This is a genomic window from Cytobacillus sp. (assembly GCF_964223445.1).
Classification (GTDB): domain Bacteria; phylum Bacillota; class Bacilli; order Bacillales; family Cytobacillaceae; genus Cytobacillus.
Map to the genome: position 1 here is coordinate 1 of NZ_CAXQGS010000005.1, position 17781 is coordinate 17781.

The window sequence follows — 17781 nt, forward strand, 5'->3', positions numbered from 1 at the left end:
TCTTCCGATCTATTTACTTTCGCACTCAAAAGCGTTTAAGCATGAAAACTAATAAAAGGAGACCTACCAAATGAAGAAATCGATTCCCCTGCACTTACGCCCTTTTACAGCCCAGCAGCATTACAATGCTTACAGTCCCATTGACCATGCGGTTTGGAGATATGTGATGAGGCAAAATCATCATTTCCTTGAGGACATCGCCCATGATGCATTCACTTCAGGTCTGAAGTCATCCGGCATTTCCATCGACAGCATTCCACGGGTAAGTGAAATGAACGATCATTTAGATAAAATCGGCTGGGGGGCTGTCATTGTCGACGGATTGATTCCCGGCACAGCGTTTTTTGATTTTCAAGCGCATGGCATCCTTCCTATCGCAACGGATATACGCCAGAAGACCAATATCGAATACACACCCGCTCCTGACATTCTCCATGAAGCGGCGGGGCATGCACCGATTTTATTTGATGAAACCTACTCAGAGTTTGTTAAATTAATAGGGAATATCGGAGCTAACGCTTTTGCGACAAAAGAAGAACATGAGGTGTTTGAGGCAACCAGGCATTTATCGATTGTCATGGAAAGTCCAGCCTCAACTGAAGAAGAAATTGAAGCAGCCAAACAGCGATTAATGGAAAAACAGCGGCAAGTAAAAGGACTTTCTGAAGCTGAGCAAATCTCCCGGATTTTCTGGTGGACGGTCGAATTTGGCCTGATTGGCGAACTGCAGAAGCCCAAAATCTTTGGTGCAGGACTGCTGTCATCTGTGGGCGAAAGCAAGCATTGCCTGTCCGATCAGGTGAAGAAACGCCGGTTCACAATTGAAGATGCTATTAACACCAGCTATGACGTTACATCTATGCAGACCCAGCTATTTGTTTGCGAAAGCTTTGAACAATTGATAGAGGAAGTGACGAGATTCGGCGAGTCCATGGCCTTCAGGCAAGGTGGAACAGCGGCTATCGAAAAAGCGATCGCTTCAAGCCAGGTTGCGCACATCGAACTCAATTCAGGCATTCAAATTACTGGTCTTTTCACTGATATCATAAAGGATGCAGAAGGTGAAGCCATCTATGTCAAAACGACAGGTCCGAGTGCCCTTTCGATTCAAAATGAACAAATTAATCATCATGGGCCTGATATTCACCATGACGGCTTTGGAGCGCCGATCGGAAAATTGGCTGGAGGCATTAGGCTTGAAAATCAAACAGAACAGAGCCTGAAAAAACTTGGCATCGAGATGAATAAAATGATGCAAATCACCTTCGAAAGCGGAGTAGAAATTTCCGGCCATGTGACGAATCTGTTATTTAATCATGATTCCCTTGTTTTAATATCACTTGAAGAATGTCTCGTCAAAAAGGAAGATGAAATCTTGTTCCACCCCACTTGGGGCATCTATGATTTAGCTGTGGGCAGCCAGATTGTTTCTGCACGTCCAATCGCAGCGGATTACGCTGCATTCCACGGAGAATCTGTTATGAATGAAGATAGCCCAAAAGAAGGAAAAGCCCTAACCCCTCTGGAAGAATTATATGCGGAAGTAAGACAAATCCGGGAAACGAATTTCCCTCAGGATGTCCTTCTTCACAGTGTTATCGGAAAAATTCTTGATGAGTTCCCGGAAGAATGGCTGCTTCAGCTGGAAGTTCTGGAACTGCTTGAAAAGCATGACAAAGAATCGCCTTTGAAAAAACTGCTTCTGGACCAGCTTGAAAAGTTAAGTAAGGAAGAACGCTATGTCCGCCTGATTCAAAACGGACTCGATGTCATCTTTGATTGGAGGCATGTCACAGTATGACAAAAATAAGTGAAGAAGAAATAGCCCGGAAACTATCCAAGCTGCCAGACTGGAAAAGAAAAGACAGCAAATGGATTGAACGGCGCTATCGCTTCAAAGAATATTTAGACGGTATCGCCTTCGTAAATAAAATTGCATCTCTTGCTGAAAACGAAAATCATCATCCTTTTATCGCCATTCAATACAAAATGGTGATCGTCTCCCTCACTTCCTGGAGTGAAAATGGGCTGACAGGTCTGGATTTTAAGCTAGCCCGGCAGATAGATGATGTTTTTCTTGCAGACCATAATTAAGAAAATAAGTGCCTGTTGAGATGACAGGCACTTATTTTTCCCTTGTATCAAGTGGAAGTTCATATTCCCGAAGCACCTCGTAAAACGCCCTTCTCTTTGCATACCAGTCTGAATGCAGATTCAGCAAAATCTTTTTATCACCTTCTAAAGCAATCTCAAGCTGAGCTGGCAGCCCTCTCTTGTTTAGCTGAGTGACCGACTCTACCTCTTCCCACTGATAGCTTTCAACTGCCTTTATATTGGATACGCTATTTATATGAATTCCGCTTTCATCCAAATAGGTATACACATCAAAAGACATAAAGAATATGAAAAGAGACAGGCCAAACAAGAAAACAGCTGTTAATGTCAGCCGTTTTGAAGAATTCATTTCCCTGGAATACAGAAAAAGCCCGGCAACAGCGAACAAAAGAAAAAATCCTGCACTAAAAATCACATAAGATAGCTTATAGGTGCTAAATGCTAAGAAGAATTGAGGATGAAAGTAGAATTTATGAATGAAGTTAACACAAATGATGCTAATGGGGATTACACTTAAAATGTAAATCAGGCTTAGGCTGAATAACTTAGGTATTAAACCTTTTTCATGGGGAAGCTGAATATGGCATCACTCCTTCCATTTACCTTATATTACCACATTAACCCTAATAATTAATATAGCTTATTTGTTTTGATACTGATGCCCAGAACACTCCAGAGCCCAACATCATACATTAGAGCAAAAGTTGTTAGGGCAGGTCACTAATAATAAGTGACGGGGAGGTATAAAGGTATGGCTATTAATGAAGAAGCGCTGTGTCAGCAGTTTGCAAGAACAATCGGCGGCCAGGAAGGATTTGCCGGCGGGAAGTGTGTTGCAACGATTAATCGGGATGAACTGGAAGTCACCATTATGGGAAAACCATTTAACGTAACAACTTCTTTCTCATTTGAATCGATGGATACCAGGTCAGGACGGGCATTGTGTCTGGGCAGGGTGGCCCTTTTGCAAAAGGAAGTTGATGGATTTGCTGGTGCCATTATTAAACAGGGAATAACCGTTTCGTCCGTACACAATGAGTGGCTATTTGATCAGCCCAGCCTCATTTATGTGAATATCCAGGTTGTTGATCATCCAATCAATTTTGCAAGGAAAGTCAGAAGAGCTTTAAGAAGTTAATCATATTATATAAAAAAAGCAAGCCCCATTTAGAATGTTGTAACTAAATGGGGCTTTTCCTTATAGCACTGACTGCAAATCCTCAATTAAGTCTTCGGCATCCTCCAGGCCAACTGAAATTCGAATCAGGCCATCTGTAATTCCCAGTTCCAGACGGCGTTCTTTCGGTATCGATGCATGCGTCATTTTGGCTGGAAGGGAAATCAGGCTTTCAACTGCACCCAAACTTTCTGCCAGGGTAAAATATCTTACTTTTTTCAGCACCTCTTCTGCCTTTTCACCGCTTCCGGCATCGAAGGAAATCATTCCGCCAAATCCCCGTGCCTGCTTTGAGTGAATGTCATGGCCTTTTTGATCTTTAAATCCTGGATAATAAACCTTTGAAACCTGCGGATGATTGGTAAGAAAATTTGCCACCCTTTTCGCATTTTCTTCAATTTCCTCCATCCGAATGGCCAGTGTCCGAATTCCCCTGATTAATAGCCAGCTATCCTGCGGTCCCAGAACAGCACCAATTGAATTTTGGATGAAGTGCATATCTGCTGCAAGCTGTTCAGTATTCACCACAACCAGCCCGGCAACCACATCACTATGTCCGCCTATATATTTGGTGGCACTGTGCAAGACTATATCAGCACCCAGTTCTATTGGATTTTGCCAGTATGGTGTACTGAAGGTGTTATCCACAATCATAAGCAAATTCTTGGATTTGGCCAGTTTGGAAATTCCGGCCAGGTCTGTAATCTTCAGCAATGGATTCGTCGGTGTCTCAACATAGATGGCTTTTGTATTTTCCTGTATTGCCGCTTCCACAGCAGCCAAATCACTTGTATCCACAAAGGTTACATCTACATTATATTTCGTCAAAACCTTTGTCACTAATCGATAGGACCCGCCATACACATCATCTGTGAAAATAACATGATCTCCTGTTGAAAATAAGTGCATTACAGAAGAAATAGCTGCCATGCCGGAACCGAAAGCAAACCCGCGGTATCCGCCTTCCAGATCCTTTATTAATTCCTCTAAAGCATGCCTGGTCGGATTTCCGGTTCTTGCATACTCATAAACGAAATTGCCCACTCCATCTTGTTTAAAGGTACTGGCATGGTGGACAGGTATGGAGACGGCACCTGTATAATCATCTCTGGAAATACCGCCGTGAATCATTTGTGTTTTCCTTCTCATTGTTCATCCTCCTCATAAATTGATTTACTTATATACCGCTCACTGCTGTCAGGAAAAATGGTGACAATATTCGTGCCGGGCCGAGCATTTTCAGCTTCTCTCAGCGTTGCTTCAAAAGCAGCTCCTGACGAACTTCCAACTAAGTATCCTTGCAGCAATGCCAGCTCCTTCACTCGTTTGAAGGCATCTTTATCTGAAATGGTATGAATGGCCTCAAATAAGCCTATTTCCATATACGGCGGCAAAAACTCCATCCCGATTCCCTCGGTTCGATGCGGCCCTGCCTTTCCGCCATTTAAAACGGAGCCTTCAGGTTCGACGATAACTGTCTTTATCTTTGGGTTCTTTTCTTTAAGATATCTGGCGCAGCCCATAAACGTACCGCCAGTCCCTGCTCCAGCTGCAAAAATATCAAGTTTCCCATCTAATGCTTCGAAAATCTCAGGTCCCAATGTTTCATAATACGTTTGCGGGTTATTTTCATTGCTGAACTGCTGAGGACTATAGGAATTAGGAATCTTCAGCAGCAGTTCCTCCGCCTTCCTAATAGCGCCTTTCATTCCTTCTTCAGTCGGGGTATTAATAACTTCTGCCCCTAACGCCTTCATTAGCTTCTGTTTTTCAACACTGAATTTTTGAGGTACGACACAGATGATTTTGATCTTCGTTCCAATAGCAGCAAGCGCTAAGCCAATTCCTGTATTCCCTGCAGTCGGTTCAATTACAGCCCCATCTTCCGGAACCAGCCCATCCTCAATAGCTGTCTGAATCAAGTTCTGTCCTAACCGGTCCTTTACACTGCCTCCCGGGTTAAAATATTCAAGCTTTGCGAAAACATTTACTCCCTGCGGAATAGCATAGTGTTTAATTTTCACAAGAGGGGTACGCCCAATTAATTCATTCACACTGCTGTAATAATTCATCGTCAGCACCTCTGTTTTTCAGAAAGAATGGTTACTCTTCTTCATTGCGTTTTTTGGATATTTCTTACGTTTCTTTTAATTCCTATTATTCCTACTTGCATAGTATGTTTTAAGTTTATTTTTGTCAATTGTCAGCTGAAAAATCCGCTGGCAACTGAGAATTAAGGATGATTGCAAAGTTGCCAAGTGAGATATTAATTCATACTATACCAATAAGTATTATAAGAATTGAAGGGGTGATTTTTACAATGGGCCGTGAATTTGTAGATTTGTTTGATCATTGGGCAGAATCCTATGATCAGGCTGTAACGGGTAAAGACATTGAATATCAAGAGGTGTTTTTGAATTATGAACATATCCTTCAAGAGGTTGCCAATCTTGTGAATGGAAATGTGGTGGAATTCGGTACAGGTACCGGCAACCTAACTCAAAGGCTACTGGAGAAAGGCTGTTCAATAATCGGAGTGGAACCTTCTGCTGCCATGAGAAAAATAGCAGGCAAAAAAATGCCTCATCTTACATTATTAGATGGTGATTTTTTAAACTTTCAATTGTTTGGTCCCATAGATGCCTTTGTCAGCTCGTACGCATTCCATCATTTAGAAGACAGCGAAAAAGCCAATGCCATCTCTAAATATGCCACCCTCCTTTCAACTGGCGGGAAAGTCGTTTTTGCCGATACTGTCTTTGGAAGCATGGGCGAAAAAGAGACTTTTATCCAGGAAGCTAAAAACAATCATTACCTCAGCCTGGCACAAGACCTGGAAACAGAACACTATACAACCATCCCCATATTAGAAAGCATGTTTCATTCCAATGAATTCTCTGTTGAGTTTAAGCAGCTCAATCGATATGTATGGCTGATAGAAGCAGAGAAACTTTAGGAAAACGAAGCTCAATGACTGATAACCCTGCTGATCCATAAGTTGGTTCAGCAGGGTTTTCTTTGCCTTAAGCATCCAGTTTGACTTCTAAAATATTTTGCAGTATATTAATTGACGTATCAATCATTGACCTATCAATTATCTAAAAGGCGGGGGATGCTGTGTTCAAATGTTCAAAGGAAGAAGAATTAATTGCTGCCCGGCTGTTTGAACTCAGCAAACAGACAATGCCAAAGTTTGAACGCTGTACAGGCATCAGCCAATCACGGCTTGAGATTCTTCGGGAGCTTTTTGAAGCGGAAGAAATTACGCAGCGGGAGCTTCAGAAAAAAGTGAATATTGATCATGCTGCTGTCACAAGACACCTTAAACAGCTGGAAGAAAAGGGCATGGTGATCCGCAGGAAAAATCCTGAAGATAACCGTTTTACTTACGTCAGCCTGACAGAGGAAGGCAAAACGAAAATTGCTGCTTACTGCGAAGAAAAGAAGCGGTTTATTTCCAAAATCCTGAACGGCTTTTCGGAACTTGAGCGAAGCACACTACTAAATATGCTCACACGCATCCAGGAAAATGTAGATAATATTTAATTTTCACATCCAGAAAAACATAAAGGAGAGTTCATCATGAATAAAACCATTATCAATGACTTTAAAGAAATCATCACAGGCCGACGTTCCATCCGTAATTATGACCCAACAGTCAAAATCAGCAGAGAAGAAATGGCTGAAATCCTGGAAGAAGCATCTTTAGCTCCTTCATCCGTAAACCTGCAGCCATGGCGTTTTGTGGTCATTGATTCAAAAGAAGGCAAAGACACACTGGCACCGCTCGCAAAATTCAATCAAAGACAAGTTGAGACATCAGCAGCTGTCATCGCTGTCTTTGTTGATATGAAGAGTGAAGCATACATTGAAAAAATTTATGATACAGCTGTTGAAAAAGGATACATGCCTGCTGATGTAAGAGACACCCAGGTGCCATCCATCAAAGGCTTAGTGGAAAATATGACATTCGAGCAAAAGAAAGAAATGAACCTGATCGATGCTGGTCTCGTTTCCATGCAGCTAATGCTTGCAGCTCGTGCCCATGGCTATGATACAAATCCAATTGGAGGCTATGAAAAAGACAGGATAGCTGAAGCATTCCATCTGGATAAGGAACGCTACTACCCTGTCATGCTTATCTCAATCGGCAAAGCTGCTGATCAGGGGTATAAATCTGTCCGCCTGCCTGTTGAAGATATCACGGAATGGAAATAACTCATAAAGGAGAAATATAACATGATCATTATTCATGCTGGCTTCCAAGTACAAACTGATAAAGAAAATGATTTTCTTGCTGAAATTCGTCCGCTGATCGAGGCTTCCAGAGCAGAAGAAGGCAATATCTCTTATGACCTGGTAAAAGATACAGAAAAAGCGGGTTCCTATACCATGATGGAATTGTGGAAGGATATGGACGCTGTGAAGTTCCACAATCAGACAGAACATTTTACATCATTTACAGCAAAGGCTCCACAATACTTTTCTGCACCTCCTCAGGTGAAGGTGTATGATGCACTGTCTGTAGATAAATAATAAATTATCCAGAAAAAGACGCTTGGGATTTAAAATTCCCAAGCGTCTTTTTCTGGATATACAGTTTGATTTACAATCTCTGCCTGGGGTTTTCTACTCATTTTATTCATTGTTCTCTTTTTGATCATGATAAGCAATGAGGATGACTTCTTCTCCCTTTTCCTCACTTAACCTCTTTTCCAGATTATGCACCTGCTGCAGATCTCCGTCGGACAAACTTGCAAAATGATATTGTTTATCCATTTTTCATCACCTTTTCGTAATAGGATACTTAAAGTTTGTGTTTTCCAAGCATTTTTATACCAAAAATACCCGGATTCAATCTTTATTTAATCCCCAAAATGGCAATGGCAATGACTGTTAACACCAGACTCAGCAGCAGTGACATACCCCAATGTTTCTTTTCGGTCATCTTGAATAACACATTCATTACAGAACTGATTGCCAGAAAAATAAAGAATACAAATAAAAAAATCATAAATTCCATTATCGCTTAACCTGCCTTTTGTCCGGTTTCGCAAGGAAATAAGAAGAGCTTCCCATCATCATGCCTCCGAAGATCCCCATGAAACTGCCGGCGACTGTCCAATAGGCAGACAGAAAGATGCAGGACATAAGCAAAATCAGCCCTCCTATAAACGGGGCCATTCCCACTTTCATTCTGCTTCTTCCTCCTGTTCCTTAGCCTAAATCTTTCACAACCGCCATTTCCTTCCCAAATCGGTGGCCATGATCTGCAAACCCCAAACTTGCATAAAGCTTGTGTGCCCCAAGATTCTCAGGATGGTAGCCTACTGCAATTTTTTTCGCATTCGGCAGTTTTGCCATCTCCGCAATGATCAGATCCGTCGCTTTTTTGCCTATTCCCTTGCCTTGGTGCGACTTATCAACCATAATCCGGTAGATCCAGTAAGCATCCAATTCTTCTATACATGTATTAAACATTAAAAAGCCGACAGCTTTATCTTCCAAGTAAATCACATACGGTCTCAGCGCCGATTCATATTTAGATTGCACAATGGAAAAAGCATTCGGCTCCAAATAGGCTTTTTGTTCCTCTGCAAGTTCGAGCAGGCAGCATTCATACCAATTATCTGCTGTTACTTCTTCTATTCTCACATTCCCAGTATTCATTTAAATTTCCCCTTTTCACATTTTGGGGAAACGCTGAAATTAATTAGGCGTTCTCCCCTTACTTTGATCCATAATGACTAAAGTTTTATTTAGCATATTGAACGCCTCCTTTTACTAAATTGTCAGAAAAAACAAGACTCACTCATTATACTATAATATTCCAATAAATGCGCACATCGGATTTCAGTTATTTTTTCTATGAAAAGGCCATATATAATATATTGATTCAGCAAAAAAAGGGGAGGATGCGATATATGCCAGCGAAGCAAATTCGTTTACGGAGAATTCAAAGCCTTGCTCACGACATTATGGTAGAAATGAATTCAAAGGAAGACCATAAGAAGAATGAATCATACAGAACAGTCATTGATCACCTATCACGTGCGATTGGGGAACTATCTGATCCATCGGGTGATTATTCATTGGATTATGTAGAAGAAAAAGTAGCTACTGCCCATTATAAAATCTTTAAGAACATGAAAAAACTGACTCCACTTCGAAAAACAAAAGAATCAGCATGGTAAAATTTTTTTGAATGAAACTGATAATTATTATCAATAATAGATAAAGAAGGTAACCAAATCGGTTACCCCTTGGATCAAACTTCAGGTTCAAAGGTTTTACAGTCTGTCTCTTTGCTGTTGGACGCCTGCTTGCCTGTATGGCTGACAACATAGATAGCATCTGCACTGCACTTATTTCCCTTTTCCCAAAAGGTGCAGTTATTTACTTCACAAAGAACATCTTTAGCCATGTATATCACCTCCTGATTTTATTATTTTTGCCATTCAGGATGGTGATATACTTGCTTGTTTATTTATCCATGTTCCACTCTTCCTTTAAAATCGCATAATAATATTCATCCCACCATTCATCGCCATGTGGAATGCACTTTTTGAAAAAACCTTCCCGCCTCATGCCGATTTTCTCCATCACCCGGTAAGAAGGCGGATTCTCAGGCTGGCAGGTTGCAATAATCCGGTGCAGGCCATGTTCTTCAAAGCCATATTTCAGCACTGCATATGCTGCTTCTGATGCGTAGCCTTTATTATAATACTTCGGATTAAAAACCCAGCCAATTTCATATGTATGATCGCCAAAATACTTATGAAAAGCGACATGGCCAATCAGTACCTCTTCATTTTCTAAAAGAACGGGAAAATGCTCTGCTTTTTCGGTATTCATGCGGATAAACTCTTTAGCAGCTTCTTCTGTAAAAATACCACCTGGAATGTATTTCATTACTTCTGGATTTGATGTGTACTCATAAACTGCCTGCCAGTCTTCTGACTTGAACTTTCTTACGGTTAATCTCTTTGTTTTAATGTCCATCGTCTTTTCCCCTATTAAAATTTATAAAGAGAGTATTCTTCTCTTTTGGAAAAATCCCCTCTAAATTCTGGAAAATTTCATTACTTCACTCTAATTTGGAGGAAACTGGACTATCTTAAACTGAGGCAAAGTCATATGGTATCAGGCTTGATGCAGGCAAAATTAAGCTGATTTACTGATAACCATGACAGCTTCTTAGGTCACTAAATCTTAATTTAATCTAACTGGTGCAAAAGGTATCGCCTTTGCATCTTTTATGCTGACTTTTTCTATGCACAAAAATAGCATCCGCATGGGATGCCATTTTCAGATATAGTATATTTACTGATTATGATTTTCTTCAGAAGGCTCTTCATCCATATCAGGTTCTTCTTCATCCATTTCCTCTTCGCTTGGCTCTTCACTTAAATCTGGCTCTTCGTTATCTTCCTGCTGATCCATTTCCATGTTTTCCTCATCTTCCGGAGGCGGATCCTGCTCAGAAGCACAGCCTGCTAACATTAATCCTGCTCCTAATGGAATTGATAAAAGCAGATTCTTATACTTCATTTTTTATCATCTCCTCTTGCAGTATTATGTTTCTATGTAGACTATTCCCCTGGGTCCGCAATATAAACATGAGTGAAAGGTTACATATATTGCGGATAGATTACATAACAATTATTTCAGTCCGTATACGACAACCATGAAAAAGCCTCTGGCCCTGATGCAGGAAGTACCTTCAAAAAAAGCTGAACGCACATAAATTTTTCTATCCGCACACAAATCTTTTCTATCCGCACAGAAAAAATTTTATGTGCATATATTTTTCAGCTATCCGCACATAAATCTTTCCAGATGGAAAAAAACAATAAGAGTTTGGTTTAGATTTGCAAAATACAGGCATTTTCTTCATTACTTTACTGATACCTTATCTTTTTTTGCAATCGGCGCAGGTTTTCCAAACAGATATCCCTGAAAAACCTGGTATCTCTTGTTCCGAAGCCAATCAAAATCCTCCCGGTTTTCAATCCCTTCAGCTTCCATATGATCCTTGCAAAAATCAAGAAAATCCCGCATGGTCATCCTATGCACACCCTTATTATGCAATAGTTCTATTTTACTTTATTACCAGGAATAGGATACCTTAAAAAAACTAATTACAGTGCATTCCCAGCCAGCAAAAAAGACCACCCCCAGCCTCAGCCGAAGATAGCCTTATAATGAATTACTCATATCGCAAAGATTCAATTGGACTCAGCCTCGAAGCTTTATTAGCCGGCAGCAGTCCGAAGATGATCCCGATCGCCATTGAGAAGAAAAGTGCTCCTGCGACGACCTGCCAGGAAATGAGCGATGGCCATCCGGCAAATAATGAAATCAGGGATGCCGAACCCCAGCCCAGCAGGATTCCCAGCACTCCGCCGATCAAGGTCAGTGTGACAGATTCGATTAAAAACTGTCCCATGATTTGCCCCCTGGTAGCTCCCAGTGCTTTACGGATGCCGATTTCCCTCGTCCTTTCGGTTACAGATACGAGCATGATATTCATGACACCAATTCCGCCAACAAACAGCGAGATACCGGCGATACTGCCGATGATTAACGTCATGACCTTTGTAATCTGGCCGATTCCTTCTGCCATTTCTTCCATGTTGATGACCATATACGATTCTTCTGTATTATGCATCTTGTTAAGTAAGCTGGCAGCCTTCTTTCCGGCAGTCTGAAGCTGATCAGCGGATTCTGCCTGAAGCGTCACCTGGGTAAAGTCACTCTTCCCATAAATAGTCTGCCATGTTTTAGTAGGCACATAGATCTCAAGAACACCGAATGAAAAGAGCCCTGTCGGCTTTTTCATGACGCCAATGATTTCAATAGGCTGGTTTCCAATCCGGATTACTTCGCCAACCGGCGATTTGCCATCAAAAAGCTCCTCCTGCATGGAAAAGCTGACAAGCCCTACCCTGCGTCCGCCAAGAAAATCCGCAGCCGTAAACGATCGCCCTTTTTCCAGTTCAACATTGTTGAGCTCAAAATAAGCAGGGCCTACTCCTGTTGTGGATGTTTCAGCTGTCTGTTCTCCAAATGAAGCCTGTGAGAACTGTGAGCTTGAAGCAACTACTCTTTTAATCTCTGGAATCTGCTCCAGTGCTTTGATATCTTCCCCATCAAAAGGAGCTTCATTAAATATGTTCGGGTTTGCCTGAATTTCCTCGTCAGAGGGCTGATAAAACAGCTCCACTGTATTGCCGGGACCTGTCAGCTGCGTCTTCAGCATTGCTTCTCCGCCCTGGCCGATTGCGACAACAATAATGACAGCCCCAACACCAATAATGATCCCAATCATCGTTAAAATCGATCTCATTTTATGCGCCTTCAATGAACTAAGCGCCATTTTGATATTTTCTAAAAAACTCATGTAGGCGCCCCCCTGCGGGAAAGTTCTGCGGGCACAATCAGCCCATCCCTCACCATAATCGTGTGATGGGCATATTCTGCAACCTCTGGTTCATGTGTAACCATTACAATCGTTGACCCTTCATGGTTCAGCTCCCTGAACAGTTCCATAATAGAGGCGCTTGTTTTCGTATCAAGAGCACCTGTCGGCTCATCCGCCAATATGATTTTCGGTTCGTTCACAATCGCTCTGGCGATGGCAACCCGCTGCTTCTGCCCTCCTGATAAAGCATTCGGCAGATACTCCACCCGATCGGCCAAGCCCACTTTAACCAGTGCTGCTTCTGCCCGTTCCAATCTTTCCTTTTTTGCAAGGCCGCTATAAATCATAGGCAGCTCTACATTTTGAATGGCCGTCAGTCTCGGAAGCAGGTGAAACTGCTGAAACACAAACCCGATCGATTGATTTCTGACCTTTGCCAGCTCTGCTTCCGAGTAATTGGATATGTTCTCACCATCCAATTCATATATTCCTTCTGTCGGCAGATCGAGACATCCAATAATATTCATAAGCGTGGACTTTCCCGATCCGGATGGCCCCATAATCGCCACAGAATCCCCTTGCTCAATGCTCAGATTAATCCCTTTTAATACTTCAATTCTTTCTTTTCCCGCCTGATAAGACTTGGTTATGCCTTTAAGATCAATCATTTCACATCCACTTCCATGCCGTCTTTCAGCTGATCTGATGGATTAGTAATAATCAAATCCTGCTCATTGAGGCCGCTTGTTATCTCGATTTTATTCCCGGAAGCGACACCTGTCTCTACTTCCTGTTTATAGCTTTTCTGATCCCTGACCACGAATACATATACGCTGCTGTCTCCAGTTATAACCGAGTTGGCCGGTACAGTCAGCGCCTTCTTCTTATCTGTTTCGATTTCCATTATGAGCTGAAAGCCTGACCTCAGGGACATTTCCTTCACCGTGACCTCCACCCGATACTGTGGCGCACTATTTTCGGCAGGATTCATTCCCTGATTCTCTTCTGGCATATCAGCTACTTCGCTGACTTCGCCTTTCCATTCCTTTTCAGGAATTGCATCGGACAGGAGAGTCACCTTTTGCCCCTCTTTTACCTTTAATGAATCGAATTCTGAAAGTAAGCCTGATGCGCCGATTGCTTTTAAATCGCCAACATAAATGACAGGTTTTCCTGCCGAAGCCGGATCAGAGGAGGCTCCCTTGTTCACCTGAAGCACCACTCCATCTATTGTGCTTTTAACCTCTAATTCTCCAAGGCGTTTTTCAATATCTTTCTTCTGTAAAAGCACCTGGCTTAATTCCAGATTCGCCAATCGCTTTTCCAGTTTCAACTGATCCCTTTCAGGCTGTATCTGTTTAACAGCTTCCTTATCACCAGCCTGTTTGCGCAGCTCTTTTTCCTTATCCCCCAGCTGGTCTTCCTCTTTTTCCAGCTGGTTGATTTTTATATAGCCTGATTCAGCCTGAAGTTTGACCTTTTCCCATTCAAGCTCCAATGCCTGGCCATCAAATTTGGCCAGCACCTCTCCTTTTTTAACAGAATCCCCTTCTTCTACCAGGAATTCCTTTATTTCGCCTTTTTCAGGAGATGTATATATTTTCTGCTCATTCACCAGCTCTGCCGTTCCTGGAATCATGATCTGCTCTTTAATTTCTTCCTGAACCGGATGGGCGGTTTTTACTTCAGGCCCTTTCGCAAACGCCTGCCTGTAGACGCTAACGCCAGCCAGCAGCAAAAACACAGCCGTAACCCCGAGTGCTATCCAAACTTTCTTTTTCATTTAGACACCAGTCATTCCTGAAAGGGTATTGCTGATTAAAGTGAAGACAATGCCGATGATGAAGAAGGCAATCGCAATGCCCCAGGCCCAGACTTTTGATAATCCTCCAACCCGATGAAGGCCAATTGCCGTTACAACAGACTGCCAGATGCTGAATAACTCGAAAGAACCCAGGACCCCTGGTTTCTCGCTGTTCATCAATCCTGCTAAACTAGTAATAAATATTTCCGGATTTCCTCCAATAGCTGCTCTTAATGCCATATTGACCACAAGGCCGATCCCGCCAATAACAAGAATATAAATATTCATGGAAAATATCTGTTTGAACGTTGCATCTGATCCAGCAATTTTAATGAAAATCATATAAATGCCACCGGAAATGAGGGCAACCACTACAGGTGTGAAAATTCCTGTTATTGCCACACCAACTCTCGAAAACATCATTACCATCTCTGCCTCGGCCTCACTCATGCCATCAAGCCCAAGGTAAGATGCATCCATAGACATTGCCATCAGGAACATGCCCACGGCATACAGAATACTGATTAAAATCAGCGGCACCCAAATCTTAGGGTTTTTTCGGATGCGGTCAAACTGCTCTCCAGGACTCCAAATCATCCCAAGCATACTCGGTTTTGCGCTGCTTGTTTTTACTTCTTGTTCCATTAAGAACACTCCTATTCTATTAAAATGATTCCACTATAGCTTTACGGAATAATATAGAAAAAGTTTCAAATAATTACAATTGACCCATTGAAAATACCAGAAGATTACTCCCCTGGTATCCTGTCTACACAGCCTTCCGCTGAAAATAAAAATAGCCGCCAAGATAAAACAATAAAAAGAATCCGCCGATAACAGTCAAAAGCTGTTCCCACGGGATAAAGAATATATCGCCAGTGTCTGTCACTGGATACATCATTGCAAAGGGCTGTGCCCAAGGATAATAAGGGCCCACTTTCTCGGAATTCATCGCCAGTATGGATGGCAGCGTAAAAACGACGTTGACCGCAAAAGGTGCCGCAAAACTTTTGAACCAGACGGACATCCACAGCTGCAGAGCGACTAATGGGAAAGTCGCTACCCAGCCTCCCAATATGCTTTTCCAGACAATCGCTGCCGGAAATGGATCGGTTACACCTTTATACAATCCTGCTCCAAAAATGGCAGCTAAATAGAATAATTGGATAAGCAAAACCAATAGCAGGATCAGCGCATACTTAGCTGCAAACACTTTTCCCCTTGTGACAGGCAGCGCCAAAAGCTGCTTCCAGCCCCCGGCCTGATGCTCATACCGGCAGACAAGGCTTGCCAGAACCCCTGTGACTAACGGCAAAAAGAGTACCGAATAAGGCAAATTCATATAAATCAAAAGCAGGTACCATTCGTTCATCACCCCCGCCGTTTCAGCTGTATTCGCCCCAATCCCTGCGCCCAGCCCAATCAGCGGTCCCACTAAAAGAATGCTGAAGATCTTTGATTTACGCAGCTTAAACCACTCCGACTTCAAAATAGACAGCATCTATTTCACATCCCTTCTCGCAAAATCAATCATGCCGGCTGTGTATAGTAAAACGCCGGCTCCAATTCCAAGCAGGACGTTGATAAGCGGTTCATTCCACTCATTCAGCAGCAGCGGCCATTTCCAAATCAGCCAATCCGGCAAAGTAAAACCAGCATATGTCAGAATCACTCCCAGAATCCCCAGAGTGATTGGCACACCCTGATTTATACTCACAGTCGCTATCCAAAGCTGCAGCGCCAAAACTGGCAAAGCCGCAAAAAAAGGATAAAAGCTGTATTCCAGCAGACCCTTATACGGAATCTCCCCGCCCAAATCAAGAAACAATCCAAAAGCAAGCGCGAATAGCATCAAAAGCACAGAAGAAGTTAGAAGCAGAATCGACAGCACCGTGAACTTCGTTAAATACACGCTCATTTTCGAAACTGGCAATGCAATCAGCTGTTTCCAGGCGTTCGTTTCATTTTCAATACTTGACATAAATGACGTCAGAATTACGATGCCCAGCACAATCGCCAGCGGTGTGAACGAATGGATATTATCCAAATAATACCCCCACCGGTCATCATTCTGTCCGAACAAATAATCCTTGCGCACCCCGTAATTGACCATCTGCATGGCTACTACCCCAATTGGACCCAGTACGGTCAGGAACCAGATTCCTTTCCGCTTAATCTTCATAAATTCAGCTGCCAGTAATTTCTCCATCATCCGGCCTGCTCCTCCCTCGTCATCTGAAGGAAAATGTCTTCCAATGATCGCTTTTCTTCTTCCACCCGGTAAACGGAAAATCCATCTGCTACAAGTCCGCGCACAGCCTCAGCCACTTGCTCATCCGATTGCTGCGGCAGCGAAATGATGCCGCTATCCAAACCAGCCTTCATTCCTCTTCCTAGCAGGGAGCGCCAGGCTTTGTCGCTCTCGCTGACCTTTAATAAAACGGATTGCTGTGCAAACATGCGCATCGATTCAATTGAATCCTGAAAAATCATTTTCCCTTTCGTGACAATACCTACTGTTGTCGCCATCTGATCAATCTCTGAAAGCAAATGACTGGAAATTAACACGGTCATCCCGCATTCAGATGGCAGGCTTTTAATTAAATTGCGGATCTCAATAATACCTGAAGGATCTAATCCGTTTGTCGGCTCATCCAGAATCAGCAATTCCGGGTTATTCAGCAGCGAAGCAGCAATTCCAAGCCGCTGCTTCATGCCGAGTGAGAAGCCCTTTACTTTCTTATCACCAGCATCAGTCAGCCGGACAATCTCCAGCACCTCAGCGATTCTCTGTTTTGGCACACCAAGTATTTTTCTCATTGCTTCAAGATTTTCTTTTGCCGTTAAATGCGGGTAATATGAAGGTGATTCTACAAGCGAGCCTACCCGTCCTAATATATTTAGTCTTTCTTTCTTTAAATCTTTTTGAAAAATTTCAATCCTGCCGGAATCAGGCTTCATCAGCCCCAAAAGCATCCGGATCGTTGTCGTTTTCCCTGCACCATTCGGACCCAGAAATCCGTAGATTTCCCCTTTGGGTATTTTCATTTCCAGACCTGACACCGCTTTCTCCTGACCAAAATGCTTTGATAAATTTTCCGTTCTTACGACATACTCCATTCCTCTCACCTCACTTTCCATCTTAGCCAGGCAAGGTTAAAACAAAGGTAGGGGGAAGTTTAAAATTTGTTTAAATGACACTTTTTTCCTCCTAAATCGTCTAATACAGTAAGCACCTTGGGAAGGGGAAAACCTTATGAC

The 17781-nt window shown here is 42.5% G+C and carries 26 protein-coding genes; 8 read left to right on the forward strand and 18 right to left on the reverse strand.

All coding sequences use genetic code 11. The features are described 5' to 3' along the window. The first annotated feature begins 70 nt into the window (after positions 1 to 70). Positions 71 to 1801 (forward strand): aromatic amino acid hydroxylase, encoded by a 1731-nt coding sequence (locus ACEQ1T_RS00450; protein ID WP_206845135.1) that lies wholly within the window; start codon positions 71 to 73, stop codon positions 1799 to 1801. Further along, positions 1798 to 2094: a 4a-hydroxytetrahydrobiopterin dehydratase gene (locus tag ACEQ1T_RS00455; protein WP_206845137.1), complete on the forward strand. Its 297-nt coding sequence runs from the start codon at positions 1798 to 1800 to the stop codon at positions 2092 to 2094. Before ACEQ1T_RS00450 ends, ACEQ1T_RS00455 begins: the two co-directional genes overlap by 4 nt. A gap of 31 nt (positions 2095 to 2125) precedes the next feature. Here ACEQ1T_RS00455 and ACEQ1T_RS00460 read toward each other — a convergent pair whose 3' ends face one another. Next, on the reverse strand, positions 2126 to 2503 hold the full coding sequence (locus ACEQ1T_RS00460) for a hypothetical protein (RefSeq protein WP_206845138.1): 378 nt from the start codon (positions 2501 to 2503) through the stop codon (positions 2126 to 2128). Positions 2504 to 2866: 363 nt separating this feature from the next. Here ACEQ1T_RS00460 and ACEQ1T_RS00465 point away from each other — a divergent pair, with 363 nt between their 5' ends. Then, complete coding sequence (locus ACEQ1T_RS00465) at positions 2867 to 3253, forward strand: DUF1259 domain-containing protein (RefSeq protein ID WP_206845141.1); 387 nt, start codon at positions 2867 to 2869, stop codon at positions 3251 to 3253. A gap of 60 nt (positions 3254 to 3313) precedes the next feature. Here the strand turns inward: ACEQ1T_RS00465 and ACEQ1T_RS00470 are convergent, their stop codons facing one another. Then, positions 3314 to 4441: a bifunctional cystathionine gamma-lyase/homocysteine desulfhydrase gene (locus ACEQ1T_RS00470; RefSeq protein ID WP_370221410.1), complete on the reverse strand. Its 1128-nt coding sequence runs from the start codon at positions 4439 to 4441 to the stop codon at positions 3314 to 3316. Next, positions 4438 to 5364: a PLP-dependent cysteine synthase family protein gene (locus ACEQ1T_RS00475; protein WP_206845144.1), complete on the reverse strand. Its 927-nt coding sequence runs from the start codon at positions 5362 to 5364 to the stop codon at positions 4438 to 4440. The genes ACEQ1T_RS00470 and ACEQ1T_RS00475 overlap by 4 nt, the downstream gene beginning before the upstream one ends. A gap of 248 nt (positions 5365 to 5612) precedes the next feature. On the opposite strand from ACEQ1T_RS00475, the gene ACEQ1T_RS00480 reads away from it, so the two are divergent. The 4 genes from ACEQ1T_RS00480 to ACEQ1T_RS00495 all read left to right on the forward strand — a co-directional run bounded on the left by ACEQ1T_RS00480 (position 5613) and on the right by ACEQ1T_RS00495 (position 7828). Next, on the forward strand, positions 5613 to 6248 hold the full coding sequence (locus tag ACEQ1T_RS00480; protein WP_206845145.1) for a class I SAM-dependent methyltransferase: 636 nt from the start codon (positions 5613 to 5615) through the stop codon (positions 6246 to 6248). 161 nt (positions 6249 to 6409) lie between these two features. Further along, positions 6410 to 6838, forward strand: coding sequence for a MarR family winged helix-turn-helix transcriptional regulator (locus ACEQ1T_RS00485; protein ID WP_206845146.1), 429 nt, complete (start codon positions 6410 to 6412; stop codon positions 6836 to 6838). Between the two features lie 36 nt (positions 6839 to 6874). Then, complete coding sequence (locus ACEQ1T_RS00490; RefSeq protein ID WP_370221412.1) at positions 6875 to 7510, forward strand: nitroreductase family protein; 636 nt, start codon at positions 6875 to 6877, stop codon at positions 7508 to 7510. 21 nt (positions 7511 to 7531) lie between these two features. Then, complete coding sequence (locus ACEQ1T_RS00495; RefSeq protein WP_206845148.1) at positions 7532 to 7828, forward strand: putative quinol monooxygenase; 297 nt, start codon at positions 7532 to 7534, stop codon at positions 7826 to 7828. A 102-nt stretch (positions 7829 to 7930) separates the two neighbouring features. On the opposite strand, the gene ACEQ1T_RS00500 is transcribed toward ACEQ1T_RS00495, so the two are convergent. The 4 genes from ACEQ1T_RS00500 to ACEQ1T_RS00515 all read right to left on the reverse strand — a co-directional run bounded on the left by ACEQ1T_RS00500 (position 7931) and on the right by ACEQ1T_RS00515 (position 8962). Further along, on the reverse strand, positions 7931 to 8071 hold the full coding sequence (locus tag ACEQ1T_RS00500) for a hypothetical protein (protein WP_206845149.1): 141 nt from the start codon (positions 8069 to 8071) through the stop codon (positions 7931 to 7933). 82 nt (positions 8072 to 8153) lie between these two features. Next, the gene (locus tag ACEQ1T_RS00505) at positions 8154 to 8315 is read right to left on the reverse strand and encodes a hypothetical protein (RefSeq protein WP_206845150.1); all 162 of its coding nucleotides are present in this window, start codon (positions 8313 to 8315) and stop codon (positions 8154 to 8156) included. Next, positions 8315 to 8488, reverse strand: a complete 174-nt coding sequence (locus tag ACEQ1T_RS00510) for a hypothetical protein (RefSeq protein ID WP_206845154.1) — start codon at positions 8486 to 8488, stop codon at positions 8315 to 8317. Before ACEQ1T_RS00510 ends, ACEQ1T_RS00505 begins: the two co-directional genes overlap by 1 nt. Positions 8489 to 8509: 21 nt before the next feature. Then, entirely contained in the window at positions 8510 to 8962 is a 453-nt protein-coding gene (locus ACEQ1T_RS00515) for a GNAT family N-acetyltransferase (protein WP_370221413.1), read from the reverse strand. Positions 8963 to 9216: 254 nt separating this feature from the next. Between ACEQ1T_RS00515 and ACEQ1T_RS00520 the strand changes: the two genes are divergently transcribed. Continuing rightward, the gene (locus tag ACEQ1T_RS00520) at positions 9217 to 9486 is read left to right on the forward strand and encodes a hypothetical protein (protein ID WP_206845158.1); all 270 of its coding nucleotides are present in this window, start codon (positions 9217 to 9219) and stop codon (positions 9484 to 9486) included. 74 nt (positions 9487 to 9560) lie between these two features. Here the strand turns inward: ACEQ1T_RS00520 and ACEQ1T_RS00525 are convergent, their stop codons facing one another. The 11 genes from ACEQ1T_RS00525 to ACEQ1T_RS00575 all read right to left on the reverse strand — a co-directional run bounded on the left by ACEQ1T_RS00525 (position 9561) and on the right by ACEQ1T_RS00575 (position 17640). After that, positions 9561 to 9716: a DUF1540 domain-containing protein gene (locus tag ACEQ1T_RS00525; protein ID WP_206845159.1), complete on the reverse strand. Its 156-nt coding sequence runs from the start codon at positions 9714 to 9716 to the stop codon at positions 9561 to 9563. A 59-nt stretch (positions 9717 to 9775) separates the two neighbouring features. Continuing rightward, the gene (locus ACEQ1T_RS00530; protein ID WP_206845160.1) at positions 9776 to 10294 is read right to left on the reverse strand and encodes a GNAT family N-acetyltransferase; all 519 of its coding nucleotides are present in this window, start codon (positions 10292 to 10294) and stop codon (positions 9776 to 9778) included. 321 nt (positions 10295 to 10615) lie between these two features. Next, positions 10616 to 10843, reverse strand: a complete 228-nt coding sequence (locus ACEQ1T_RS00535) for a hypothetical protein (RefSeq protein WP_370221414.1) — start codon at positions 10841 to 10843, stop codon at positions 10616 to 10618. Between the two features lie 345 nt (positions 10844 to 11188). Continuing rightward, positions 11189 to 11359, reverse strand: coding sequence for a hypothetical protein (locus tag ACEQ1T_RS00540; protein WP_370221415.1), 171 nt, complete (start codon positions 11357 to 11359; stop codon positions 11189 to 11191). A gap of 142 nt (positions 11360 to 11501) precedes the next feature. Then, entirely contained in the window at positions 11502 to 12695 is a 1194-nt protein-coding gene (locus ACEQ1T_RS00545) for an ABC transporter permease (RefSeq protein WP_206845164.1), read from the reverse strand. Further along, on the reverse strand, positions 12692 to 13384 hold the full coding sequence (locus ACEQ1T_RS00550) for an ABC transporter ATP-binding protein (protein WP_370221416.1): 693 nt from the start codon (positions 13382 to 13384) through the stop codon (positions 12692 to 12694). The genes ACEQ1T_RS00545 and ACEQ1T_RS00550 overlap by 4 nt, the downstream gene beginning before the upstream one ends. Further along, positions 13381 to 14499, reverse strand: a complete 1119-nt coding sequence (locus ACEQ1T_RS00555; RefSeq protein ID WP_370221417.1) for an efflux RND transporter periplasmic adaptor subunit — start codon at positions 14497 to 14499, stop codon at positions 13381 to 13383. Before ACEQ1T_RS00555 ends, ACEQ1T_RS00550 begins: the two co-directional genes overlap by 4 nt. Continuing rightward, on the reverse strand, positions 14500 to 15165 hold the full coding sequence (locus tag ACEQ1T_RS00560; RefSeq protein WP_370221418.1) for a Yip1 family protein: 666 nt from the start codon (positions 15163 to 15165) through the stop codon (positions 14500 to 14502). A gap of 124 nt (positions 15166 to 15289) precedes the next feature. After that, positions 15290 to 16021, reverse strand: coding sequence for an ABC transporter permease (locus ACEQ1T_RS00565; protein WP_370221419.1), 732 nt, complete (start codon positions 16019 to 16021; stop codon positions 15290 to 15292). Beyond that, positions 16022 to 16732: an ABC transporter permease gene (locus ACEQ1T_RS00570; protein ID WP_370221420.1), complete on the reverse strand. Its 711-nt coding sequence runs from the start codon at positions 16730 to 16732 to the stop codon at positions 16022 to 16024. After that, on the reverse strand, positions 16729 to 17640 hold the full coding sequence (locus ACEQ1T_RS00575) for an ABC transporter ATP-binding protein (protein ID WP_370221421.1): 912 nt from the start codon (positions 17638 to 17640) through the stop codon (positions 16729 to 16731). The genes ACEQ1T_RS00570 and ACEQ1T_RS00575 overlap by 4 nt, the downstream gene beginning before the upstream one ends. Positions 17641 to 17781: the final 141 nt, after the last annotated feature.